The organism is Serratia sp. Z4 (assembly GCF_009900725.1).
Classification (GTDB): domain Bacteria; phylum Pseudomonadota; class Gammaproteobacteria; order Enterobacterales; family Enterobacteriaceae; genus Serratia; species Serratia nematodiphila.
The window spans coordinates 1,055,435-1,080,271 of record NZ_JAAABD010000002.1; the positions used below are offsets into that span (position 1 = coordinate 1,055,435).

24 protein-coding genes are annotated in these 24,837 nt (G+C 61.5%); 6 read left to right on the plus strand and 18 right to left on the minus strand.

Going from position 1 to position 24,837, the window contains the following annotated elements:
- Positions 1-4 precede the first annotated feature (4 nt).
- Both nrdB and yfaE read left to right on the plus strand, forming a co-directional pair.
- Positions 5-1,135, plus strand: coding sequence for a class Ia ribonucleoside-diphosphate reductase subunit beta (nrdB, locus tag GT753_RS12830; RefSeq protein ID WP_004935915.1), 1,131 nt, complete (start codon positions 5-7; stop codon positions 1,133-1,135).
- Positions 1,136-1,138: 3 nt separating this feature from the next.
- Positions 1,139-1,399, plus strand: coding sequence for a class I ribonucleotide reductase maintenance protein YfaE (gene yfaE, locus GT753_RS12835; protein WP_015378558.1), 261 nt, complete (start codon positions 1,139-1,141; stop codon positions 1,397-1,399).
- A 59-nt stretch (positions 1,400-1,458) separates the two neighbouring features.
- Here the strand turns inward: yfaE and GT753_RS25930 are convergent, their stop codons facing one another.
- Together GT753_RS25930 and GT753_RS12845 are read right to left on the minus strand one after the other, a co-directional pair.
- Positions 1,459-1,611, minus strand: coding sequence for a Hok/Gef family protein (locus tag GT753_RS25930; protein WP_004935921.1), 153 nt, complete (start codon positions 1,609-1,611; stop codon positions 1,459-1,461).
- A 217-nt stretch (positions 1,612-1,828) separates the two neighbouring features.
- Positions 1,829-2,650: a helix-turn-helix domain-containing protein gene (locus GT753_RS12845; protein WP_160125648.1), complete on the minus strand. Its 822-nt coding sequence runs from the start codon at positions 2,648-2,650 to the stop codon at positions 1,829-1,831.
- A 116-nt stretch (positions 2,651-2,766) separates the two neighbouring features.
- Between GT753_RS12845 and GT753_RS12850 the strand changes: the two genes are divergently transcribed.
- The gene (locus GT753_RS12850; protein WP_230857997.1) at positions 2,767-3,975 is read left to right on the plus strand and encodes an NAD(P)/FAD-dependent oxidoreductase; all 1,209 of its coding nucleotides are present in this window, start codon (positions 2,767-2,769) and stop codon (positions 3,973-3,975) included.
- 3 nt (positions 3,976-3,978) lie between these two features.
- On the opposite strand, the gene GT753_RS12855 is transcribed toward GT753_RS12850, so the two are convergent.
- A complete protein-coding gene (locus tag GT753_RS12855) occupies positions 3,979-5,175 on the minus strand; it encodes a nicotinamide mononucleotide deamidase-related protein YfaY (RefSeq protein ID WP_075684552.1) in 1,197 nt (398 codons plus the stop codon).
- A 245-nt stretch (positions 5,176-5,420) separates the two neighbouring features.
- Here GT753_RS12855 and tyrP point away from each other — a divergent pair, with 245 nt between their 5' ends.
- Positions 5,421-6,629, plus strand: coding sequence for a tyrosine transporter TyrP (gene tyrP, locus GT753_RS12860; RefSeq protein WP_015378562.1), 1,209 nt, complete (start codon positions 5,421-5,423; stop codon positions 6,627-6,629).
- A gap of 61 nt (positions 6,630-6,690) precedes the next feature.
- Here tyrP and GT753_RS12865 read toward each other — a convergent pair whose 3' ends face one another.
- Positions 6,691-7,230 (minus strand): YfaZ family outer membrane protein, encoded by a 540-nt coding sequence (locus GT753_RS12865; protein ID WP_004935943.1) that lies wholly within the window; start codon positions 7,228-7,230, stop codon positions 6,691-6,693.
- A gap of 338 nt (positions 7,231-7,568) precedes the next feature.
- On the opposite strand from GT753_RS12865, the gene katA reads away from it, so the two are divergent.
- Positions 7,569-9,005 carry a catalase KatA gene (gene katA / locus GT753_RS12870; protein ID WP_015378563.1) on the plus strand — a complete coding sequence of 479 codons (1,437 nt, stop codon included), beginning with the start codon at positions 7,569-7,571 and terminating at the stop codon, positions 9,003-9,005.
- Positions 9,006-9,048: 43 nt separating this feature from the next.
- Here katA and menE read toward each other — a convergent pair whose 3' ends face one another.
- From menE to GT753_RS12940, 14 genes are all read right to left on the minus strand, one after another.
- Complete coding sequence (menE, locus tag GT753_RS12875) at positions 9,049-10,434, minus strand: o-succinylbenzoate--CoA ligase (protein ID WP_160125649.1); 1,386 nt, start codon at positions 10,432-10,434, stop codon at positions 9,049-9,051.
- On the minus strand, positions 10,422-11,405 hold the full coding sequence (menC, locus tag GT753_RS12880; protein ID WP_160125650.1) for an o-succinylbenzoate synthase: 984 nt from the start codon (positions 11,403-11,405) through the stop codon (positions 10,422-10,424). The genes menE and menC overlap by 13 nt, the downstream gene beginning before the upstream one ends.
- Positions 11,405-12,262 (minus strand): 1,4-dihydroxy-2-naphthoyl-CoA synthase, encoded by an 858-nt coding sequence (menB, locus tag GT753_RS12885; RefSeq protein ID WP_015378566.1) that lies wholly within the window; start codon positions 12,260-12,262, stop codon positions 11,405-11,407. The genes menC and menB overlap by 1 nt, the downstream gene beginning before the upstream one ends.
- Before the next feature lie 11 nt (positions 12,263-12,273).
- Positions 12,274-13,044, minus strand: coding sequence for a 2-succinyl-6-hydroxy-2,4-cyclohexadiene-1-carboxylate synthase (gene menH / locus GT753_RS12890; protein ID WP_076740587.1), 771 nt, complete (start codon positions 13,042-13,044; stop codon positions 12,274-12,276).
- Complete coding sequence (gene menD / locus GT753_RS12895; protein ID WP_160125651.1) at positions 13,041-14,717, minus strand: 2-succinyl-5-enolpyruvyl-6-hydroxy-3-cyclohexene-1-carboxylic-acid synthase; 1,677 nt, start codon at positions 14,715-14,717, stop codon at positions 13,041-13,043. The genes menH and menD overlap by 4 nt, the downstream gene beginning before the upstream one ends.
- Before the next feature lie 380 nt (positions 14,718-15,097).
- Positions 15,098-15,409 carry a stress response protein ElaB gene (elaB, locus tag GT753_RS12900; RefSeq protein ID WP_004935964.1) on the minus strand — a complete coding sequence of 104 codons (312 nt, stop codon included), beginning with the start codon at positions 15,407-15,409 and terminating at the stop codon, positions 15,098-15,100.
- A gap of 81 nt (positions 15,410-15,490) precedes the next feature.
- Positions 15,491-16,522 (minus strand): L-idonate 5-dehydrogenase, encoded by a 1,032-nt coding sequence (gene idnD, locus GT753_RS12905; protein WP_021505555.1) that lies wholly within the window; start codon positions 16,520-16,522, stop codon positions 15,491-15,493.
- Positions 16,523-16,544: 22 nt separating this feature from the next.
- Positions 16,545-17,309, minus strand: a complete 765-nt coding sequence (idnO, locus tag GT753_RS12910; protein WP_033632515.1) for a gluconate 5-dehydrogenase — start codon at positions 17,307-17,309, stop codon at positions 16,545-16,547.
- 363 nt (positions 17,310-17,672) lie between these two features.
- Entirely contained in the window at positions 17,673-18,182 is a 510-nt protein-coding gene (locus tag GT753_RS12915; protein WP_004935976.1) for a DUF1097 domain-containing protein, read from the minus strand.
- A gap of 234 nt (positions 18,183-18,416) precedes the next feature.
- Positions 18,417-19,661 (minus strand): MFS transporter, encoded by a 1,245-nt coding sequence (locus GT753_RS12920; RefSeq protein ID WP_004935980.1) that lies wholly within the window; start codon positions 19,659-19,661, stop codon positions 18,417-18,419.
- A gap of 137 nt (positions 19,662-19,798) precedes the next feature.
- Positions 19,799-20,335 carry a DUF2938 family protein gene (locus tag GT753_RS12925; RefSeq protein ID WP_160125652.1) on the minus strand — a complete coding sequence of 179 codons (537 nt, stop codon included), beginning with the start codon at positions 20,333-20,335 and terminating at the stop codon, positions 19,799-19,801.
- Positions 20,336-20,354: 19 nt separating this feature from the next.
- Entirely contained in the window at positions 20,355-21,218 is an 864-nt protein-coding gene (locus GT753_RS12930) for a DMT family transporter (RefSeq protein ID WP_044030799.1), read from the minus strand.
- 43 nt (positions 21,219-21,261) lie between these two features.
- Entirely contained in the window at positions 21,262-21,687 is a 426-nt protein-coding gene (locus GT753_RS12935; RefSeq protein ID WP_160125653.1) for a cupin domain-containing protein, read from the minus strand.
- 82 nt (positions 21,688-21,769) lie between these two features.
- On the minus strand, positions 21,770-23,599 hold the full coding sequence (locus tag GT753_RS12940; RefSeq protein WP_160125654.1) for a thiamine pyrophosphate-binding protein: 1,830 nt from the start codon (positions 23,597-23,599) through the stop codon (positions 21,770-21,772).
- Between the two features lie 347 nt (positions 23,600-23,946).
- Between GT753_RS12940 and GT753_RS12945 the strand changes: the two genes are divergently transcribed.
- Complete coding sequence (locus tag GT753_RS12945; RefSeq protein ID WP_004935995.1) at positions 23,947-24,819, plus strand: LysR family transcriptional regulator; 873 nt, start codon at positions 23,947-23,949, stop codon at positions 24,817-24,819.
- The last annotated feature ends 18 nt before the right edge of the window (positions 24,820-24,837 follow it).

Consider the following 24,837-nt stretch of genomic DNA (forward strand, 5'->3'; position numbering starts at 1 on the left):
GCTTATGGCTTACACCACTTTTTCTCAGACCAAAAACGACCAGCTGCAAGAGCCGATGTTCTTCGGCCAGTCGGTAAACGTTGCGCGTTTCGACCAGCAAAAGCATGAAATCTTCGAAAAACTGATCGAAAAACAGCTCTCCTTCTTCTGGCGCCCGGAAGAGGTTGACGTCTCTCGCGATCGCATCGATTATCAGGCGCTGCCGGAGCACGAGAAGCACATCTTCATCAGCAACCTGAAGTATCAGACCCTGCTGGACTCCATTCAGGGCCGCAGCCCGAACGTCGCCCTGCTGCCGCTGATCTCGATCCCTGAACTGGAAACCTGGGTGGAAACCTGGTCGTTCTCCGAGACCATCCACTCCCGTTCCTACACCCACATCATCCGCAACATCGTCAACGATCCGGCGCTGGTGTTCGACGACATCGTCACCAACGAAGAGATCAAGAAGCGCGCGAAAGACATTTCCGGCTACTACGACGATCTGATCGAGATGACCAGCTACTATCACCTGCTGGGTGAAGGCACCCACCAGGTGAACGGTAAAACCGTCACCGTCAATCTGCGTGCGCTGAAGAAGCAGCTGTACCTGTGCCTGATGAGCGTGAACGCGCTGGAAGCGATCCGTTTCTACGTCAGCTTTGCCTGCTCCTTCGCGTTCGCCGAGCGCGAATTGATGGAAGGCAATGCCAAGATCATCAAACTGATCGCCCGCGACGAAGCGCTGCACCTGACCGGCACCCAGCACATGCTGAACCTGATGCGTTCAGGCGCGGACGATCCTGAAATGGCAGAGATCGCCGAGGAGTGCCAGCAAGAGTGCTACGATCTGTTCGTGCTGGCCGCTCAGCAGGAGAAAGAGTGGGCGGAATACCTGTTCCGCGACGGCTCGATGATTGGCCTGAACAAAGACATCCTGTGCCAGTATGTGGAATACATCACCAATATCCGCATGCAGGCGGTCGGCCTCGGTCTGCCGTTCGAAACCCGCTCCAACCCGATCCCGTGGATCAACGCCTGGTTGGTGTCCGACAACGTGCAGGTAGCGCCGCAGGAAGTGGAAGTGAGCTCCTACCTGGTTGGCCAGATCGACTCGGAGATCAACGCCGACGACCTGAGCGACTTCGAACTGTAAGCGATGGCGACGCCAACCGTAACGCTGCGCGCCGCTGGCACGCAGCTCTCTTGCCCCAACAGTGAAAACTGCCTGCTCGACGTGCTGGAGCTGCACGACGTGCAGGTGGAGTACCAATGCCGCTCCGGTTATTGCGGCGCCTGCCGCCTGAAGCTGGTGAAAGGCGAAGTGGCCTACCGCCAACAGCCGCTGGCGTTTATCAACGCCGGCGAGATCCTGCCCTGCTGCTGCATGCCGCTGACGGATATCGAGCTGGAAATGTAAAGTCGGGTGCCGGAAACCGCGCCTGGAGACCAGAAGGCGGGGTTGCCCCCGCCCTAGTATTACCGCTTCACCTCACACGCCAACCTGATCAGGATAGTGATATTTTCCTGGTAGATTTTCAGCTCGCACAGCGAGTCTCTTATCATCCAGATAAATAACAAAACCGTAATACATACAACGGTTAGCGAGTGAAACACATGCCTTAAGCGCATGCTTGCCTCCTTGCTGTGAAGGGGCTACCATAACGGTGTCTAGGCGTTAGGGCAGCCCCATTCTGATTGAGAGTCAGTCTGGGGCTTTCATCTATCCGCCTTGTCACACAATGCCCAAGACGAACAGTCTCAAGCACCCCAGCATTCCCTCACCGCGAATATCCCCTATAAGATTATGATTAATCAGGGATATATAACTATCCTCAAAGTATTTCGCTTAGCGCTCCTTTCCCGCCGATGCGGCAAAATAACGCGCCGGAGAATCGCCGAAGGCTTTGCGAAACATGGCGATAAAGTTGCTCGGCGAGGCATACCCCAGCGCTTCCGCGATCTGCAGCACCGTTTCGCCTTCGGCCAACTTCGCCAATGCATATGACAACCGGGCCTGCTGACGCCACTGGGCAAAACTCAACCCCGTCTCGCCGATCATCAGCCGCCGCAGGGTACGCGGCGACATCGCCCCCCATTCAGCCCACGCCTCCAGTGAACGTTCGCTCCCCGGTTGCGCCAGCAAGGCCTGCAGAACGCCGGCCAGGCGCGGATGGGACGACATCGGCAAATACAGCGGCTCCGTCGGCGCCTGACGTATCTCATCCCGCATCACCTGCGCCATACGATCCTGCTCCAGGGTAAGCGCGCAGCGTTTATCCCAGCCTTCCGCACGCTGAGCCAGCGCCTGCAGCACGGCGCTGATGCCGATAACGCAAGGTGTATTCGACAGCTCGTGGCAGGCCTCCGGCGCCAGCAGCAAACTCCAGCCGCTCAGCGCGCCGCAGACCTGTACCCGGTGCTCCGTCGCCGGCGGGATCCAACCCGCCCGCTGAGGCGGCAGCACCCAATCGCCCTGCGCCGTGCGTACATGCAACAAGCCGCTTTCGACGCACAGCAACTGCCCGCGCACATGCTGATGCCAGTCGTATTCTCGCGTGCCCAACCGATACTCCCGGCCTGCCGCGTCGCGGCCGCCAAGGGCGATCAGCCAGGGGCCCGTCGACCATTCGCTGCAGTCAGCGTCGAGGGCGTGAAGGTTCGCATTCATATTGGCCACTAATCACTATTTTTAGTCCAGATACCGTTATACCAACCTTTTCCTGCGCCGACATAATGAAATGCTTCCGGCCGCGACCGTCTGTGGCCACTGTTTCACGAGGGAATATGATGACAACACTCAGCATTGGCATTATCGGCGCAGGGCCCGGCGGCCTGTGTCTGGCTCAGGGACTGCGCCGCTTCGGCATCCACGCCACGGTATTTGAACGCGACGCCACACCGCAGGCGCGCGATCAGGGCTACCGGCTGCGCATCGATCCGTCGGGCCAGCAGGCGCTGGCCGCCTGCCTGCCGCCGGCACACTACCGGTTGCTCTGCGCCGGCAGCGCGCAAAACAGCGGCGAGAGCAATCTATGGGATCCGCAGCTTGCCCCGCTCACCAGCCGACGCCCCGAGCACTGGTTGCCCTCCAGCCAGCGCCAAACGCAAGAACCGAGCGGCGATCTCGGCATTCATCGCCAAACGCTGCGCGAGATCCTGCTTGCCGGCCTGCAAGACCAGGTGCGCTTCGGCCATACCTTGCGTGAATTTGCACAAACGCCGCAGGGCGTGGAACTGCAGTTCGCCAACGGCGAGCAAGTGCGGGTCGATGTGCTGATCGCCGCCGACGGCGTCAACTCGCTGGTGCGGCGGCGCTGCCTGCCCGAGGCGGGGCCCGAAGACAGCGGCGCGGTCACCCTTTACGGTAAAACGCCGCTCGATGCGGCGACCCGGGCCCAATTGGCCCCCGAGCTGCTGAACGGCGTATCGGTGATCTTCGCCGACGGCGTGTCGCTGGTGGTTGAACCGATGCGCTTTCAGGCCCCCATGGCGCAGCTGGCGGCCGACTACGCACCCGATTGCCGCCTCTCACCGGTCGACGACTATCTCTATTGGGCCTGTATCGGATCGGCTGGGCGTCTCGGCGGGCCGGTGCGAACTGAGGGAACCGCTGCGCTGCAGGCGCGCGTACGGCATATCTCGCAGGGATGGGCGCCCGCCTTGCAAACGGCGTTAGCGCTGGCGGATCCCCTGTCGCTCAGCGTGCGGACGGTGCAGGTTACGGCGGCGATACCAGAATGGCACAGCGAACGCATCGCCTTTCTCGGCGACGCCGTGCACGCCATGAGCCCGGCGGGTGGGCTCGGCGCCAACACCGCGCTGGTAGACGCCGCCAGCCTGGCGGCGCATCTGGCGCACTCAGACAGCGCCGCGCAGGCGCTCAGGAACTACGGTACAGAGCTGCAAACGCGAGGCGCCGCGGCAATACGTCTTTCACGCCTGGCGTCCGAACGGCTACAACAAAACAGTGAGGCAGACAACTCAGCGCCATGAGCGTCACTCGATAATGTCCACTACCTCCAGCCAGGCGTTTTTACCGCACGCCTGGCCCCCATTCAGCCAGCGGCGCAGCATATCCAACGCCAGCATCGCGACCGACTCCTGCCGCAGCCGCAGGCCGTGGCGCGACGCGCGATAACGCACGGTCTGGCCAATGCCGCCGCGCGGCGTGTGCAGCGCAATGCTCACCTGCTCATCGCGCATGGCGCTGACCGCCAACGCCAACGGTGCACCGGTCAATTCCGCCAGCGAGCGGGCGCGCGCCAGCGTCGTTTCCAGCGTTTCGATGCAGTGCGCCGGCAGCAGCTCGCCCCCCGCCAGCGGCGCCCCTTCGCTCTGCAGCTGCAGATTGATCAAACCGCCGCTGAACTGCTCGCTCAACGCCAGCTTCAGCCCTTGCTGATTCAGACGCTGCGTCAGCGTCGCCGGCAACCCGTCGGTGCCTTCAAAGATGCAGTTGTCCCCCGCCACTTCGCGCACGCGTCGCCAGGCCAGCTCCATCTCCGCACGCCGGCTTTCCGGCCCGGTCAGCTTCAGTTCGATGATCGGGCTGGAGGAACGGTAACCCAGCACCACGTCCGGCGGCAGCGGCAGGCTGTCCAGCTCGGCGGCCAGATCGCTCTCGGAGGTGCCGAAGGTCGTCAGGCGCAGGCACAGCGGCGGCGCCGGCAAGGTGAAGCGCTGGCGCAGACGCGGCACGATCTGCTGTTCGACCATCACTTTGAATTCCGACGGCACGCCGGGGGTGAAGAACATCAGGCATTGGTTCAGCTGCAGCGCGAACCCGCAGGCGGTGCCTACCGGGTTATCCAGCATTTCCGCGTTGGCCGGGATCTGCGCCTGCTTGCGATTGGAAGGGGCCATCGGCCGCCCGCGCTCGGCGAAATAGGCTTCCATGCGCGCCAACCAGTCAGCCCGTTCGACCAGCTCTACGCCGCTGGCTTTCGCGGCGGCCAGCGCGCTGAGATCGTCGCTGGTCGGCCCCAGGCCGCCGTTGACGATCAACACATCGGCGATGTGGCTGCGTTCCTGCAGGATCTCGATCAACGCAGAGAGGCTGTCCCCGACCGTTTCACGCCCGCTCATCGGCACCCCCTGCTGGAACAGGTAGTCCGCCAGCCAGGCGGCGTTGGTATCAATAATTTGCCCGTGCAGCACCTCATCGCCGGTGCTGAGCATCTCCACCCTTAACATTGATCTCTCCCACATTTTTTGGTCATTCCACTATAGAAGCCCGTAAATAACTTTTCACTAGCCGCCTGCGGATAATTTCAGCCATGGGTTCGTTTCTCATGCGCCATGCAGCACGCTGCAATGTAAACATTAATGTACATCATGCGTAACGTCGGTTTGACACAAATTAGGGCTTCCACTATCCTGCCATCCTCATAAATCGTTACCTATAATTTTCAAAATCTTTCGGCTGGTAGAGAAAAAACGTGAAGAATCGCACTCTTGGCAGTGTTTTTATCGTGGCGGGCACCACCATTGGCGCCGGGATGCTGGCGATGCCGCTGGCGGCGGCCGGCGTCGGCTTCGGCGTCACGCTGGCCTTACTGGTCGGGCTGTGGCTGTTGATGTGTTACACCGCGCTGCTGCTGGTAGAGGTTTACCAGCATGAGCAGGCGGATACCGGTCTGGGTACCCTCGCCAAACGTTATCTCGGCGGCGGCGGCCAGTGGCTGACCAGCTTCAGCATGATGTTCCTGATGTACGCCCTCACCGCCGCCTACATTAGCGGCGCCGGCGAACTGCTCGCCACCAGCATCAGCCAATGGACATCGCAGGACTTCCCGGTGTCGCTCGGCGTTCTGTTGTTCACCCTGGTGGCCGGCGGCGTGGTGTGCATCGGCACCCACTCGGTCGACTTGTTCAACCGTATCCTGTTCAGCGCCAAAGTGGTATTTCTGGTGGTGATGCTCGGCCTGATGTTGCCGAATATCCACCAAACCAACCTGATGACGTTGCCGCTGGAGCAAGGCCTGGCGCTGTCGGCTATTCCGGTGATCTTCACCTCCTTCGGCTTCCACGGCAGCGTGCCGAGCATCGTCAACTACATGGGCGGCAACATTCGCAAACTGCGCTGGGTGTTTATCATCGGCAGCGCCATCCCGCTGATGGCCTATATCTTCTGGCAGCTGGCGACGCTGGGCAGCATCAGCTCCGACACCTTCGTCGGCATTCTGGCGCAGCAGGCCGGGCTGAACGGCCTGTTGCAGGCGGTGCGCGACGCGGTGGCTTCGCCGCACGTTGAACTGGCGGTGCACCTGTTCGCCGATCTGGCGCTGGCGACCTCGTTCCTCGGCGTGGCGCTCGGGCTGTTCGATTTCCTGGCCGACCTGTTCAAGCGGCAAGATAACGTGCGCGGCCGCCTGCAAACCGGCGCCATCACCTTCCTGCCGCCGCTGGCCTTCGCGCTGTTCTACCCGCGCGGTTTCGTGCTGGCGCTGGGATTCGCCGCCATCGCCCTGTCGGTACTGGCGCTGCTGCTGCCTTCGCTGCTGGTGTGGAAAACCCGCCAAAAACATCAGGCGCAGTATCGCGTCTGGGGCGGCACCCCTGCGCTGGCGCTGGTGTTTGTCTGTGGGGTAACGGTGATCGCCATCCAACTGGGCATCGCCAGCGGCATGCTGCCGGCGGTCGGGTAAGCGACGAAAGACAAGAAATGATAAAGAGAAAGGGGCCGCAATGGCCCCTTTTTGCTGAGCGTCAGAAGCTCAGCCCTACGCCGACATAAGGGCCATCGGCCAGGGTGTTGTCGCGACGCCCGTCTTTGCCTTCCATCTGCATGTAACGGTAGCCCACGTCCACGCTCAGCGGACGGAACTTCCAGCGCAGGCCGCCGCTGGCTTCGTTATAGGCCTTCACGCCGCTGGTGAAAGACTCAGGGGCAAAGTAACCTTCGCCGTGCAGGCTGAAGTAACGGTTAATCTCCCACTCCAGGCCGCCGCCCAGCGCCACCGCCCCGCCGCTCTTCCCGTCTTTCGGGCTGAGGTACAACGCTTTGGCGCCCACGGTCGCCGTCAACGGCCCCAGCGGCACGCCGAAGTTCAACCCCACGCTGCCGACGTTGCCGTCGTGGTCGCTGCGCGCCCAGTTGCCGGTCAGGCCCAGACCTGAAGAGCCGGTGCTCATGCCAACGCCCAGGTTGGTGTAGTGCTGCCCGGCTTCGCCCGACACGCTGATGGCGTTCGCCGCGCCGGTCACCAACAGCAATCCTGCCGCGCACGCGACCCAAGTCTTTTTCATCATCTTTCCCTCTGGTTTGTCATCCGTATCGAATGATCGAATCAACGCATAATAATAACGTCACGAGTCTATACCAAAGCGCAATGCGTATTTAAGGGATAAAAGCGAAAAAATTCTTCAATAATCAAATAAATGTAAATATTTGCAAACAACAATCTATATTCGTCAAGGCGATGCCAACGATAACCGAGACCTATTTGCCGTCGCTCGGCAATAGGGCTACAACTAGTAGTGGCTTTGACCAAGGTCAGGGGAAGAAGCCCCGCCAAAGGACTATGCTGATGAACGCTTAAACCGCCCGAGTCTTTACTTAAATGCACTACGATAAGGAGCAAGTGATGAGCAAGAAAGGACTGACCACCGCAGCCGGCGCCCCGGTTGTCGATAACAATAACGTGATCACCGCAGGCAAACGCGGCCCGATGCTGTTGCAGGACGTGTGGTTCCTGGAAAAACTGGCCCACTTCGACCGTGAAGTCATCCCCGAGCGCCGCATGCATGCCAAGGGATCCGGCGCCTACGGCACCTTTACCGTCACCCACGACATCACCCGCTACACCCGCGCCAAGATCTTCTCCGAAATCGGTAAGCAGACCGACATGTTTATCCGCTTCTCCACCGTCGCCGGTGAACGCGGCGCCGCCGACGCCGAACGCGACATTCGCGGCTTCGCCATGAAGTTCTATACCGAAGAAGGCAACTGGGATCTGGTGGGTAACGATACGCCGGTGTTCTATCTGCGCGATCCGCTGAAATTCCCCGATCTCAACCACGTGGTGAAACGCGATCCGCATACCAACCTGCGCAACCCGGTCTACAAGTGGGACTTCTTCTCCCACCTGCCGGAATCACTGCACCAGTTGACCATCGACTTCAGCGATCGCGGTATTCCGAAGTCCTACCGCCACATGCACGGCTTCGGCAGCCACACCTTCAGCTTTATCAATGCCGCCAACGAACGTTTCTGGGTGAAATTCCACTTCCGCTGCGAACAAGGCATTGAAAACCTGATGGATGAAGAGGCAGAAGCGATCATCGCCAAGGATCGCGAAAGCTCACAGCGCGATCTATTCGAGGCGATCAAACGCGGCGACTTCCCGCGCTGGAAGCTGCAAATTCAGATCATGCCGGAACACGAGGCCTCGCAGACGCCCTATAACCCGTTCGATCTGACCAAGGTGTGGCCGCACGGCGACTACCCGCTGATCGACGTCGGCTATTTCGAGCTCAACCGCAATCCCGACAACTACTTCTCCGAGGTCGAGCAGGTGGCGATGAACCCCGCCAACGTGGTGCCGGGCATCAGCTTCTCGCCGGATAAAATGCTGCAGGGCCGTCTGTTCTCCTATGGCGATGCGCACCGCTACCGCCTGGGCGTCAATCACCACCAGATCCCGGTGAACGGCGCCAAATGTCCGTTCCACAACTACCATCGCGACGGCGCGATGCGCGTGGACGGCAACAGCGGCAACGGCGCCACCTACGAACCGAACAGCTTCGGCCTGTTCCAGGAGCAGCCGGACTTCAGCGAACCACCGCTGAGCATTGAGGGCGCGGCCGACCACTGGAACCATCGTGAAGACGACGATTACTACAGCCAGCCGCGCGCGCTGTTCAACCTGCTGAGCGCCGAAGAGCACCAGCGCATGTTCACCCGCATCGCCGGCGAACTGTCGCAGGTGCCGGAACAAATTCAGCGCCGTCAGGTCGAGCTGTTCACCAAGGTGCACCCGGACTACGGCGCCGGCGTCGCCAAGGCTTTGGGGCTGAAATAACCTCCTGCTGCCATCCACTCAGCCGCCCTTTCGGGCGGCTTTTTTATGCCTGGGAGAGACGCTGCGCCACCCACTGCTGCAACTGGCGGCGCGAAATCTTGATGCCGCCGTTTTTCAGCTCGTCAGGCAGCGGAAGCAATGCCGTCGGGCGTTGGAAATTGGCCAGCTTATCCTGCGACCAGGCGAGCAGCGCCCCCAACGACAGCGCCGGATCGCCGTCGATCACCGCCACCGGCCGCTGGCCGAACTCAGCGTCCGCCATCGGCACCACAAACGCCTGCGTGATCTGCGGGTGCGCCGCCAGCACACGTTCGATATCCTCGGGCTGCACCCCTTCGCCGCCGCTGAAAAACAGGTTGTCCAGCCGGCCGAGAATGCGCAGTTCCCCCTCCGCCATCACGCCGCGATCGCGGGTCGCGAACCAGCCCTGCTCATCGGCCAACGGCTGCAGATGCCCATGACGCCAGTAGCCGAGCGCCAGGCTGTCGGCGCGGATCCAGACCTCTTCGTCCACCAGTTTTACTTCGCGGCCGCCGAGCGGCAGGCCGACGCCTGGCCGCGCATCGGCGCGCTTGGCGCACACCGTGGAGGCCAGTTCGGTCAGCCCGTAGCCGCACCAGCAGCGGATCCCCGCCGCCTCCGCCCGTTCGGTCAGCTCCACCGGGATCATCGCGCCGCCGAGCAGCACCGCTTTCAACGTCATGCCCGTCAGCGGTTGCGCCAACAGCCGCCAGAGCTGCGTCGGCACCAGCGAAGCATGCGTGCATCCTGCCAATGCCTCCGCCAGCGGGTGCGTCTCGCGCACCGCCAGCCGCGCGCCCGCCGCCAACCAGCGCCAGACGATGCCCTGGCCGGAGACGTGAAACAGCGGCAGTGACAACAGCCAGCAATCCTCGCGTTGAAAATCCATCAGCTGCAACACCCCGGCGGCGCTGGCCAGATGGTTGGCGTAGCTGTGCGCCGCCGCCTTCGGCATGCCGCTGGAACCGGAGGTCAACGTCAGCGTCGCCAGACGCTGCGCCTCCCACGTCGGCAGGTCTGGCCAACGCGGCTCGGTCGAGGGCGGGGTCAATCGAATCATCTCTTCCGGCAGCGCCGGCAACGAGTCCGGGCCGAAGACAAAGGTCATATCCAATTCCGGCAACAGCTTCGCCAGCAGCGGCGTCGGCAAGGCGGGATTGAGCGGCAACAGGCGTGCGCCGCACTGCAGCAGCGCCAGATAGGCCAGCAGCAACGGATAGCTGTTTTTACCGCACAGCGCCACACCGCAGCCCGGTTCTACGCCCTGGTGCTGAAAATCCGCCGCCAGTTCATCCACCTGGCTTTGCAACGCCAGCCAGCTCAGCGGTTGTTCGCCGAGCAACAGCGCCGTCGCCTGCGGCTGAAAGCGCGCCCAGTGCCGCCACGGCCAATCGTTCAACGGCGCCATAGGCACTCCAGCGCCGAGACATCCAGCAGCGGCAACGCGCTGCCCGGCCACGGGCGCAGCACCTGCGCCTGCATCAATCCCAGCGTGTCCAGGCCCGGCACGGTATCCGGCGTCAGCCAATGGGCAATGCGCGCCAGTTGGGTCAACCCCAGGCTGGATTCGAGGCTGGAACTGATCACCGCCGTCAGGCCCGCCGCGTGCGCCTGCGCCACCAGCGTCTGGCAACGCGCCAGGCTGCCGACCAGCGTCGGTTTGATCACGATGGCCGCCACGCCCGGCTCGGCCTGCACCACAAAATCCGCCTCGCGCACGCTCTCATCCCAGGCGATGGCAATGCCGGTCGCCCGGGCGAAGTCGCGCGATTCATCACGGGTCTTGCAGGGCTCCTCCAAAAAAGCGATGCGATCGCGCCACGCTGGGTTAACGTACCTGGCGAAGCCGTCGGCCTTGGCGCGGGTCCAGCTGCGGTTGGCGTCCAGCCGCAGCCGCAGATCCGGCAGCGCCTCCAGCAGCACGTTGACGATCATGCCGTCACGCACCGCCTCATACAGCCCTACTTTCACCTTGGCGACTTTCTCGCCCGGCAAAGCGCTCAATGTCTCGAACAGCTCGTCCGGATCGCCGGTGCACAGCGGCGCCTTGCGAAAATCCGCCTGCGTCGGCAAACGCTGCTCCAGCTCGGCCTGCGCGCAGCTCAGCCCAAAGGCCACCGAGGGCAGCTCGCTGTCATCCGGTTCGTTGCCCGCCAGCCACGCCTGCAGCCAGTCCAATGCGGCCCGTTCGGCCTGCGCCGGCGTTTCCCGGCTGAACTCCGGCAGCGGCGCGATCTCGCCCCACCCCTCACGCTCGCCCTGACACAGCTGCACCACCCATCCGTCACGCGTTTTCACCCGCTGATTGCGCAGCACCACGCCCGCCTCCATCGGCAGGCTGTAACGGTATAGCGCCGCGCTGCGGTTTGCCCCGCTCATTACGGGTTACGCTTGAATTTGCTGAAATCCGGCTGGCGCTTCTCGTTGAACGCGTTGCGCCCTTCCTGCCCTTCGTCGGTCATGTAGAACAGCATGGTGGCGTTGCCCGCCAGCTCCTGCAAACCGGCCTGGCCGTCGCAGTCGGCATTCAGCGCCGCCTTCAGGCAGCGCAGCGCCATCGGGCTGTTCTGCAGCATTTCGCGGCACCAGCGCACCGTCTCTTTTTCCAGATCGGCCAGCGGCACCACGGTATTGACCAGCCCCATGTCCAGCGCGGCGGCGGCGTCATACTGGCGGCACAGGAACCAGATTTCGCGCGCCTTCTTCTGACCGACGATGCGCGCCATGTAAGACGCGCCCCAGCCGCCGTCGAACGAGCCCACTTTCGGGCCGGTCTGGCCGAAGATGGCGTTATCCGCCGCGATGGTCAGATCGCACATCATGTGCAACACGTGGCCGCCGCCGATCGAATAGCCGGCCACCATCGCCACCACCGGTTTCGGGCAGGTGCGGATCTGGCGCTGGAAGTCCAGCACGTTGAGGTGGTGTACGCCGCTGTCGTCGCGATAGCCGCCGTAGTCGCCGCGCACTTTCTGATCGCCGCCGGAGCAGAATGCCTTATCGCCGGCGCCGGTGAGAATAATGACGCCGATGCCGTCGTCGTAACGGGCGTTGGCCAGCGCGTCGAGCATCTCTTTGACCGTTTGCGGGCGAAACGCATTGCGCACCTGCGGCCGGTTGATGGTGATTTTGGCGATGCCGTCGGCGGACTTGTGATACAGAATGTCTTCGAAATCGCCGGTGCAATCCTGCCAGGCGATGGCGGCATACAGCTGTTCTTCATTCGGATAAAGCATGTTCGGTTCCTTTAACCAGGGTTAACGAGAAAGGTCTGCAGCTCGGCGACGAACTCCTGCGGATTGGCCAGATGCGCGTTGTGGCCGGCCTGCGGCACGATGCGCAACGGCAACCCGGCGTCGCGCGCCAGCCGTTGAAATTTGGGGTCGTTCTCACCGCACAGCACCCGCAGCGGCACGGTCAGTTGGCGCAGCTGCGGCGCCAGATAGGGCTGTCGCCCGAGCGACGTGGCTTCGAGCATGTCGGCGATCGCCGGGCCGCTGTTGACCGAGCGCGCGGCGATCAGCGCCTGGCGGTGCACGTGGCTAAGCTCTTTGAACACCGGTTGCTGATACCAGTCCGCCAGGACTTCGGCAATCGGCTCACTGCGAAAACGCGCCGCCCACCGCGCATCCTGCTCGCAACGGTCGCGGCGCAGTTGTTCGTCCTCAAGCCCCGGATTGCCGCCCTCGACCAGCACGCCTTGCAGACCGTCGTGGCGTCCGTGGCAAGCGTGATACATGGCGATGCGCCCGCCAAGCGAGTAGCCCACCAGCCAATAACGTTCGATATTGCGCAGTTGCAGGGTCGCGGCGATTTGCGCGCTGATGTCGTCGAAGCCGCGGCAGCTCACCGCCACGGAATCGCCGTGGCCGGGCAGATCGATGGCCAACGACGGCCATTCCGGGCAGCGCGCGGCGATCACCCGCCATTCATTGTTGTTGCCGAGCAGGCCATGCAACCATATCAGCCAGGGGCGGCCCGCTTCGCCCTGTTGCAAAATTCGCGTCGCCAGCATCATTGCACCGCCATCTGTTGCACCAGGTATTGCAGGCTTTCGGCCCCTGCGCTCGGCGGCACCTGCAGCTCTATCAACGTGGCGCCGCCGCGCCGCCAGCCTTGCTCAACCGCCTGTTGCAACTGGCTCCAGTTTTCCGGCCGCGCATAGTCAAGCTGGAACATCGCCGCCGCGTGGCTGAACTCAACGTTCTGCGGCATGCAGTAAAAGCGCTGACGCTCCTCTTCCGGCGTCGGCAGCAGCGAGAAAATTTGGCCGCCGTTGTTATTGACGACGATCAGCACCGTCGGCGCCGAACAGTGGCGCAGCAGCGCCAGCGCATTGAGGTCATACAGGGCGGAAAGGTCGCCCACCACCGCCAACGTCGGCCTGGCGGTGGCGCGCTGTACGCCGGCGGCGGTGGAAATCAGACCGTCGATGCCGCTGGCGCCGCGGTTGCTGAATACCGGGTAAGCGGCAGGCAGCATCGTTAACGCGTCGATCAGTCGCACCACCAGGCTGTTGCCGAGAAACAGCTGGCCGTTCTCCGGCAGCAGTTCCGGCAGGCGGTGCGCCAGCTGCGCTTCGCCAAAGTTATCGTGCAGATGCGTGGACGCCGCCGTCAGCGCTTTATCCGCCAGCGCTGCCAGCCCGGCGGCCCACGGCGCGCGCGGTTGCGCGGGATGCTGCGCCAACCACTGCGCCACGCCGGCGCGCAGGCGCCGCCCCCGGTGTTGGGCCGGATCGAGCCGCCCCGGCAGCTCGTCGATAATCCAATATTCTTCCGGCTGACACTGCGCCTGCCATTGCAGCAGGCGTTTGCCGGTCAGGCTGCCGCCGAACTGCACCACCAGCTGCGCTTCTTGCAGTACGCGCTGCGCCTGCGGATGCGCGAGCCACAAATCGGCGCAGGGCAGCGGTTGCCCGGTCTGCGACAGCACATCGCCGATCAGTGGCCAGCCCAGCGTTTCGGCCCAGTCGGCCACCTGCGCGCCCTCTTGTGCGCTCATGCGACCGGCCAGCACCACGCCGCGCTTTTGCCGCCAGGAGAACCAGTCCGGCTGCGGCGACGGCGCCGTACGCGTCTCGCTTTCCTGCAGCCACGGACGATCGCTCTGCCACCAGTCGCCCAGCGCGGCGGACCAATCGGCATAGTGACGCTCATCGCCGCCGTACAGCGGTTCGGCGAACGGGCAGTTGATATGCAAAGCGCCATGCTGCAGGCGCGCCATCGCGCTGTCGACGCTGGAGGCCAGCCACGCGGCCGGAATATCCGGCGTCGGACGCGGCAGATCGATCGCCAACGTCGGGTGGCTGCTGTAGAGACCGTTTTGACGGATCGCCTGATTGGCGCCGCAGTCGATCAGTTCCGGCGGCCGATCGGCGGTGAGAAACACCAGCCGTTCACCGGTCAGGCCGGCTTCGATCAACGCGGGATAAAGGTTCGCCGCCGCGGTGCCGGACGTAACGATCACCGCCACCGGCTCACGCGCCGCCTTCGCCAGCCCGAGCGCCAAATGGCCGAGCCCGCGCTCATCAAAATGGGTATGGCAGATAAACGATCGGTTGGCCGCGGCGGCCAGCGTCAGCGGCGTGGAGCGCGATCCCGGAGCGATACAAACATGCCGCACCCCATGGCGGGCCAGCGCCTCGAGCAGCACAGCCGCCCACCGGCGATTAAAAACACTTGTCGACATAGTTCGCTCACAAGTCAGTTAGCAGAGATCGTCCCCGGCGCAGCCGACGGACGCCGCGCCTGTAGTTACGTTCTGTATTATATGAGGTGTTATTTTCACGGCTTTTGCGCCAGCGCAAGAACGCCGTATATCCCTGGGTGTTTACACCAGATAATTGTTTGATTTAGAACAAAAAACAAACAATTAAAACACAAACACTTTACACTTGCGGCGACGCCGGCTCAATCCGTCCATACAAAAACAAGGGAGATAAAGGTGCTCCAACGGCGGCCAGCGGGAAGTATAGGCGGGATAAGGGAAAGCGATCGGGGAAACGGCGGGATGAACGACACAGTCTGCAGAAAAGCACGAGGCGGCCTGCGCCGCCCCGATGACATGATTTATTTGCGGGCCAGCAGCAGCCCCAGCACCAGCCCGACGGTGGCACCGATGCCTACGCTGTGCCAGGGTTTATCCCGCACGTAGTCGTCGGTGCGGTGCACCGCTTCTTTGGCGCGCGCATAGTAGGATTCGCCGGTGTTCGCCCAGCGCGCCTTGACCTCACTCAGCGCCTGCTCGGCGTGCGACTTGATGTCAATGTAGGCCTGATCCGCGCGATCGCCGGTGTATTGCAACACTTCTTCCAGCGTCTCGGTCAGCATTCTCAGATCGTCATCCAGCGTAGTTTGCTCAGCATCCGAATGTCTTGCCATAGTGAGATCTCCGTGGTTGAAAAATTAAGCGTTCCTACACTATAGACAAGGATCGTCGCCTGCGGCCATCGGACTTTTACCCTAAAACACCAATTGCACCTTGGCGGCCTGGCGCTTGTCGCCGGCAAACTCCAGCGCCTGCGCCAGTTGGTCCCCGGCGAATTCCGCCGACAACAGCGGCAGCGGATCGACCACATCGCCAGCCAGCCAGGCCACCGCCAGCGCGAATTCCGCCACGAAGCGAAACGATCCGAGCAGGTTCAACTCTTTGGCGATCAACAACATCAGCGGGAAATCAGGGAAGCTGCCGCCCATGCCAACCTGCACCACGGTGCCTTTGGCGCGGGTGATCTCCAGACAGCGCTGCAGCGACAGCGGGTGCCCCGCCACTTCGAAGGCGACATCGAAGTAGCCCTTGTCCTGCTGATAGTCGCTAAAATCGTCATCCGCGGCATGCAGGCACCGATTGGCCCCCATTTGGCTGGCGATCGCCAGGCAGCGCGGACTGAGATCGGCGCAGACAATCTCGGCGGCGCCCAGCGCTTTCAGCGCCGCCACCAGCAGACAGCCGATCGGGCCGACGCCGGACACGAAGATCTTTTTCCCCGCCACATCGCCGGGCTGCTTCGCCGCGTGGACAGCCACCGCCAGCGGTTCGGCGAACACCATCACCCTGTCGTCGCGATCGGCGGCGTAAGGAATGCACTGCGCGCTATCCACCACTTTGTATTGGGTAAAAGCGCCGTCGACGTGCGGAAAATACATCGCGCTGCCGAAAAAGCGCATCTCGACGCATTGATTGCTTTGCTGCTCCAGACAGTATTTGCACTGCCCGCAGGGTTTGCTGGGATTGAGCGCCACCTTCTGCCCGGCCGGCAACTGCGGCGAATCGCTGGCGACCACCTCACCGATCACCTCATGGCCCAGCACCATCGGCTGACGCACCTGAAAATTGCCGACCTTGCCTTCCTGGAAGTAATGCAGATCCGAGCCGCAGATGCCGCCGCGGCTGATTTTCACCAGCGTTCCCTGCCCTCGATAATCCACTTCTTGCGCGATCACCGCCACGTCTCGCTTGCCTTTGACCACGCAGGACTGAGTTTGAATTTTCATCGCAAGACTCCACGGAAAAAGATTACACCGCCGCCGACATGCCGCCATCGACAAACAGCAGTTGCCCGTTGACGAAGGCGGAGGCGTCGGCGGCCAGGAACACCGCCGCGCCGATCAGCTCCTGCGGATCGCCCCAGCGCGCGGCGGGCGTGCGTTGGGTCAGCCAGGCGGTGAAGGCCGGATCGTCGGCCAGCGCCTGCGTCATCTCGGTTTTGAAGTAGCCGGGGGCAATGCCGTTGACCTGAATGTTGTAGCGCGCCAGCTCCACGCACATGCCGCGCGTGAGCATTTTCACCGCCCCTTTGGACGCCGCATAAGGGGTGATGGTGTCGCGGCCCAGCTCACTTTGCATCGAGCCGATGTTGACTATCTTGCCGCGCCGGCGCGGCACCATGTAACGCGCCACGGTCTGCGACACGATGAAGACCGCCTTCTGGTTGACGGCAATGATGTCGTCCCAGTCTTGCTCCGGAAACTCGGTGAACGGGTGGCGGCGCTGGATGCCGGCGTTGTTGATCAAAACGTCTATCGCGCCGATGTCCGCTTCGATACGGTCGATGGCGGCATGCACCGCCTGGGAATCGGTGACATCGAACGCCGCCGCCTCGGCGCGCAGCCCCTCTTCGCGCAAACGTTCGGCGGCGTGCCGGGCATGCTCTTCGGTGGTGGCGTTGACCAGAATATGCGCGCCTTGCTGCGCCAGGCCGCGTGCCAGCAGAAAACCGATGCCGCGCGAGGCGCCGGTGATCAAGACGGTCTTGTTATCCAGTGAAAACAGATTGTTCATAGTGATTCCCGGCCATCAGGCCTCCAATCGGACAGGCTTCTATCTCAGCCGATTGTTACCGGTAAAAACGTGATGGAAATCACTGAAAATCATGTTACGAAACCCTGTTACCCTTAACGTGATCTCACGCAGGCAGTCAGCGGGTAAAACTTATCTATCCGATTGAAAAACGGCTATTTTCAATAGAAGTACATTCATTGTTATCGCCAAATCGATGGGTTAACATGCCGCTATCCCCCTTGCCGCGCCGCCCGTGAAGGCCACCGAATGAAACACCTCCGCGTTACGCGACAGGACATCGCACAATGGGCCGGCGTAACCCAAACTCCGGGTAACCAAACGCTGGTGGTGAATTGCCGTCTCTCACTCGGCCGCACCGTTTGAGCCGGCATTCGGGCCAATCGGCGGCGTAGCGCGGGCTTTTTCGCTGCGCGCCGCCCACCACAGACCGCTGTTTTTCATCGCATAGCCGAATAGCAGGCCCACCAGCAGGGAAAGCGTCACCAGCGGCCAATCGCCGCCGCCGGCGAAGGTCGCACAGGCGCCGATAAAGGTGCCGGGCACGAACCCCAGCCACTGCTGTTTGGCCTGAATGCACATCAGGAACGCCACGACGCCGGTCAGCAGATACCCCAGCAGATTCCACTGCGGCGCCAGTTCGCTGCCGTGGATGATCGCCATTGCCCAGAAGACGCCGCTGCAGCAGGTCAACGCGCCGATCAACAGCCCTTTCAGCCCGCCCTGCGGGCAGGCGAAATACGCCGTGCAGCCGAGAAAACCGGCCCAACCGATCAGCCCCAGGCTGACGGCAACCCAGCCCCAAACGCCGGAGAGGATCCCGGTAGTAACGGCAATGGCGAAAAGAACGTTCATAAAGTGACCTGCGGCAAAAATAAAGCGCGCAGTTTACCCGAAGCGAGTGATTTTTTCGTGACTAAAATCACGAAAAAAATGCAAATAAGGAAATGTAAATATCAAAAAAGCAATGTGTATCACAAAAAAAGCCAGCGTGACGAGCACGCTGGAATAACACAACACCAGGGAAATCACGATCTCAAATGAAATGCCTACATGCGACGCCTGTCGCCCCCCTCCCGAACGCCGGTTTCAGCGAGGGAAGCCCGCACGCGTTACCATGACGCTCAACATCAAACAAATCACGGCGCTGCTCAGGAATAACAAGTGGGTCGCCAAATGCAAATCGGCGTGGTCGATCACAACGCCTAACAGGATCGGCACCCAGTTAGCGATATACGCGATCACGTAGAACAGGGAGATCAAACGCGCATGGCTGGCTTTCGGTGAAATCAGATTCACCAGCGTGGCGCTGCCGACGAAGATCGCGCCATAGGCGTAACCGGCGATCACCATGCCTGCGGCGGCCAGCGCCAGCGAATGGATCTGAATCGCCACGGCGAACACCCCGACCGACAAAGCCTGAGCCAGGCAGCCGAACATCAGCGAATGGCGGGCGTTGATGCGACGACTCAAAATCTGGCTGATGCCGGCAATCACCAGATAGACGGCGACCACATAGCCAAAGACGCCACGGCTCTGCATATCCAACAGTTTTTCGGCGACGCTCGGCCCTATCGCCAGAATGCTGGCGGCAACCGCCCAACAAATGAACAACGCCCCGGCGCACAGGAAGAATTTACCGCCGGTCGCGCGCAGGCCATCCGCCAGAGAGCTTTTCGCCACCGGCGCGTTATCCGCCGCTGCGCTATCGGCCTGCGCCGCCACCGCCTCTCGCGGCCAGCGCAGCATCACGCCCAGTGCGGCGACGGCGGCAATGGCCATGATGATGATGAACGGCAATGACGTGGTATGAAAACCGGTTTGCAGTGCGACGCCGCTAAAGATCGGGCCCAGGGCCAATCCGGTGGTAAAGGACAGCGTCGCGATCAACGCCGCATTTTTTCCGCCGTCCTGCGGCCCGAAACGCACCAACGCGATATTCGCCGCACCGGTCAGGGCGCCGGTGCCGACGCCGGCCAGCAGCCGTGCCATAAACATCATGAAGAACGACGACGCCACCGAAAACAGCAGCGCGCCAAGCAACACCACCAACAGCGCCGGCACGATCATGCTGCGCAGGTCTTTTACTTTCCCCGCCATATTGCCTACGCCGAACAGCGAAATCAGCACGCCGGCGGCATAAGCGCCGTAGATGATCGTCAGGCTGACCGAGCTCAACGCCAGCTCATGTTGATAAAGCGGATAAAGCGGCGTCGGCGCGCTGCTGTTCAACAGCGCTGACATCAATGCCAACGCCAGAAACAGCAAGATAGCGAAATGCGATGTACCCGCCTTCGCTTTAGCCGTTTCTTCAACGGCGATACTTTCTGACATGTTCAACTCCCGAATCGATCAGGCATTCGCCCTAAATAAATGCGTCTTCCCGCATGCCACGCGGCTTCAGGAAGCGCGCTTATCATAGCGTTGGGCTATCACGCCCAAAATAGCCAAGAATGCATCATCGTGATTCATTAATGCAGCATCGCAGCGTCAGGCATGCATTTCTGCAGCATGCGATGCCGCCAAGCGATGGCGCAACCGCCCAATGCCACGCCATACACTGCATGGTTGGCCAGGCTGGCGATCAGCAAAGCCGGATTTTTGCCGGCCATTCCCCAAAGCCCCAACCCCACCGAGGGATAAATGAAGCACAGCGAGATCAGCGAACAGGCCAGGCCATACGTCAGCGCCCCAACGAGCAGGCCGCCCCCCGACTTAACGCGCGGGCAGATCAGGCAATAGAACGGGATCGCCAGGCTAATGCCGGCAAAATAGTGCGCGCCGTAGCCCATCATCAGAGCCTCTGGCACATCGGGAATGTCGCCAGGCCGCAAAAACCAAAATTGCCCCTGCAGCCATTGATTCATCAGTTTGCCGATGAAGGCCAGGTTGAGCTTGCCGATGAGACCGACGCTGGAGGCGACACTGTTCACCCCATCCATCGTCAGCGTCGCCACTATGCCAAACAAGACCGCCATCGCCATGACGCCAACCGGACGCATGTTCATTGTTTCGTTCCTTATCACGTTATGCCACCGCCGCCTGCTCGGACTTGGCCGAAGCACGCTTGCGCACCGCCAACGCGCCGGACAACACGATCAGCGCCATACCGGCGGCGGCGATATAAGACAGCTGCTCGCCAAATATCAGATAGCCAAGCAGCGTAGAGAAAATAATGGTGCTGTAAGAGAGAATGCTGACAATCACCGCATTGCCGCCCCCGTAGGCGCGAGTCATGGCGATCTGCCCCAGACTGCCGAAGACGCCAATGGCGCAGACGCACAGCAGCATTGCGCCGTCCAGCAAGGAAAAGCCCAGCAACGCAGTCATCAGGCCGCCAACCAGCGTTCCCACCAGCGAGAAATAGAACACCACGCGCAGTTCCGGCTCACCGCGCCGCACCAGCTTGCCGACGTTAAAGTAAGCCAGCGCGGTCAACAAACCGGCCGCCAGCCCGACCAGCGTGGCAACGTACTCCCCGTTGGGGGCGTCGGGGCGCAGCAAGACCAAAATGCCGGCAAAGCCCAACAGCACGGAAAACAACAGCCGACCGGTCAGCTGCCCTCGGGTCGTGATGAACGCGATCGCCGACTGAAAGAGGGGGTTGGTATAACCCAACGTGGTGGCGGTGGCGATCGGCAGATGTATCAGCGAATAAAAACCGCAGTACATCGCCGCATTGCCTATCGCCGCCCGCTTCATATGCAATCCGAGATGACGGGTGCGAAAACCGAGGCGCTGGATCTTGATCAGCGCCGCGACGATCAGCACATTGATGAGAGAACGATAAAAAATGATGTCGAAAAATCCGACCGTCGTCGACGCCAACTTGATGCAAGCACCCATCAGCGCAAAGAATCCGCTGGCGACGACCATCCACAAAGCTACCATGATCTTCTCTTATTAACGGCCTTTGGACAGGGCCGTATCAACACTACCCGGCGGCTTTCACCGTCAACGGTTTATCGTCCGCGCAAGCGAAGAACACCAGCATTTCGGCGCCTTGCTCGCCGGAAACGCCCTGATGCACGATATCCACGGTATCGGTAAACGAATCCCCCTGCCGGAACGTGCGGCGTTCATCGGTTTTCCTCACGGTGAGCGAAACGCTGCCGCCGCTCATGTACACTGCGCTGATGCAAGGATGCGTATGCCAGGCCAGTACCTTGTTCGGCTCTACCGTCACCTTCAGCATGGTGATCTGCGGCGCGCCTGCGGGATACTGACGATATGCCGAGCCCTCCCATGCGCTGTCGGTCTTGAGCAACGTCGTTTTGACGATGCCTTCGCCATGCCCCTCGGCAGCCTGAACCGGCCCCTGAAATACTGCCAACAATGCCAAAATGCCCCACTTAACCATCTTATCGCTCCCTGACTGCCGCGAGTAAAAATGCCAGGCGCCGCGCGCGGTGAACCTGGCGAGTTGAAAAAACAGCGTTGTGCTACAGTCCTTTGATGCGCTGCTCGTATTCTGCGATGCTCTCGGCGTAGTAGCGGTTAGGCGCCGCAAAGTTGCCCACCATCACTTCGATGAGGTACGGCCCCGGATGTTTCGCTGCGGCGCCGAGGGCCTCGTCCAGATCCTCCAGCGTCTCCGCCTTCGCGGAGGCGACCCCCAGGCTGTTGGCAAACGCTTTCCAGTCATGGTTGGGCAAGGCGGTATAGTCGGCGGAAATGCCGCGATTTTGCAGCGTGTCGATGTGCATGGCGCCGTGCGCGCTGTTGTTCATCACCACGAACACCACCTTCACGCCATAACGCGCGGCGGTCTGAATTTCGATGCCGTGCATCAGCATGCAACCGTCGCCGGTCACCACGAGGCAATCCCGCTGCGGTGCCGCCAGCTTGATGCCGATGCCCGCGCAAATGGCCCACCCCATCGGCGCCAGGGAGCTGGAGGTGTGATAATCCCCCCGCCCGGCCGCCAGCCAGTGATGCGCCATGAAAATGCGGTGTGCGCCCGAATCGACCACGACGTTGGTATCCGGATTCATGCGGCTGCGAATGTGTTTAATCGCATCGCCGGGATACAGCCGGCTTTCGCCCTGGGCGATGCGCGCCTGCAACGTCGGCTGCAGCTGTTCCAGCGGCAGTGCGCGAACCCCTTCCAACCAGGCGTCACGCAGGTGAGCCGCGTCGCCAAGCCGCGCGTCCTCATCGCCAACCGCGGCCAACAAACAGTGCAACGTACCGCTCAGGCTGGAAAATATCTGCAGATCCGGCTGGTAATGCGAGCTCACTTTGTCGAAGTCTTCGTCGATCGCCACCAGCGTTTTATTGCCGTGCAGTCTCGGGTTCCAGTTCAGACTGTCGCGCTGGCTGAGATCGCAGCCCAGCACCAGCAGCACGTCGACGCCTTCACCGTTGAGGGTTTCTACCGCACGGGCATGGCCGGCAAAACCGTAGACCCCTAATGCCAGGGCGTGCCCTTCGGGAAACGCGCCCTTGCCGGACAACGTCGTGGCGACAGGCAAGCAGTATTTTTCCGCTACCCGCAACAACAGCGCGGCATCCTGCGGATTGTTCATTCGGTTGCCCACCAGGCAGGCGACGTTGAGACCGCGCAGCAGATAATCATGCAGCAGCTGTTCCACCGCTTGCACATCCACGGCCGCTTCACGGTGCTGCGGCACTCGCTCAGGCTGGTCGCGACGATCGCCGAACGCGGTTTTCTTCTGCATGTCGACCGGCACGCTCAGATAGGCGCGCCCTTTCCGCTGTGGGTTCAGGCTGGAGAGGCTGCGGCGCAGCTCATGCTGCAAGGTCAGGTTGTTTTTCGTTTCTATCGCGGCGCAAAGCAACGGTTTGACGATGGTCAGCTCATCGATGCCGCTGTTGCTGCCGTCCTGAAAAGCGCCCTGCGCCTCATGATAGGTGGCGATGCTGCCGGCCAGGTACAGCACGGGGATCTTATCGGCTTGCGCGGCGGCCATCGCCGGCAGGAAATTCATGGTGCCGGGACCTGAAATGCCCAAACAGACGCCAAACTTTCGGCTGGCGCGGGCATAGCCATCGGCCATAAATCCGCATGCGGTTTCATGGGCACCGACGATGCCGACAATCTCGGAACGGTCAATAGAAGTGATTAACGGATAAACCAGTTTGCCAGGGACCAAAAAGATATGTTGAATGCCGCGCGCTGCAAGGCCTTGAATAATGACATCGGCGTTGTTGCGTTCCATCTTCTCGGCGCCTGGCGCCACGGTAACTCTGACTCCGTCCTCCGTCGCCAACGCAACGGGGGGGCACAGCATCTCTGCGTGAGACTCCATTTTTTTATATCCAGTCATATCATCGTGAGCTAACTTGATTCAGAGTCGATCCCACTTGGCGGTCGCCCAGAAATAACGGGAACCGGCTCTTATTCGTATTGCTTATGCATTAGGGTGGCCTTGGTGTAAAATGTGCGTCGGGTCGCAGCATAAGCGCCGATAAGAATAAGCATTACCAGACAAAAATAAAGGTGCAAAACCGCTTCACGGTGATGCATTTATACATATCCTGAAACATTATAAATAATGATGATACGAAGCATTTTTTTCGGTCTCCACACCAGAATAAACACCGCATCACACCGCTTCCTTCCCCCTCCCGCCAGTCTGTACAGAGGAGGTGTGCAATGAACTGGGACGACGCTCGATTTTTTCTCGCCGTTGCGCGCTGCGGCACGCTACGCAAAGCCGCCAGCCAGCTGCATGTCGATCAGGCGACCGTCGGCCGACGGCTCTCCGCTTTCGAAGATGCGCTCGGCTCCAAGCTGTTTATCCGCACGCCGAAATCCTTCGCCCTCAGCCCGCTGGGGGAGGAAATGCTGGCGGACGTGATGAAGATGGAAAATGCGGTGCAGGCGATCAACCGTAAAGCCGCCAGCGGTGACGAAAGCCTGTGCGGCAACGTGCGCATCGCCACCACCGATACCCTGGCCGAAGCCTTCGTGATGCCTGCGCTGCAAGATCTGCGGGAACGCTATCCGGCCATCACCGTCACGCTGCTGACGGCGGTCAACATCGCCGATATTTCTTACCACGGCGCAGATCTGGCGATCCGCGGCGCCCGTCCCGATGACGATGAGCTGATCATCAAACGGTTAGCCACCATCGAAATGGGCCTGTATGCCACTCAGCACTATTTGGCGCGGCGCGGCATGCCGGTCAAGGGCGAACAGTTGCGCGGCCACGATCTGCTGATGTTCCCGCGCGAGCTGGTGCCGCGCCACTGGAACAATTTCTGCGGCGAGGCTCTGCACGAGCCCAACGTCGTGCTGCAATGCAATTCGCAGCTGCTGCTGCGTTCCGCCACCCGCAGCGGGCTGGGCATCGGCCTGCTCTCCGCTTTTTTGGCGGACAAAGACCCGGAACTGGTGCGTCTGTTCCCGGAGAACAAAGACTGGGTGGATATCTGGCTGGTGCTGCATCCCGATTTGCAACGCGCCGCCCGCGTGCGCGCGGTAGTGCAGGCGCTGGAAACGTCGTTTAGCGCCCATTACGGCTGAGTGCCGTTTCGCCCATAA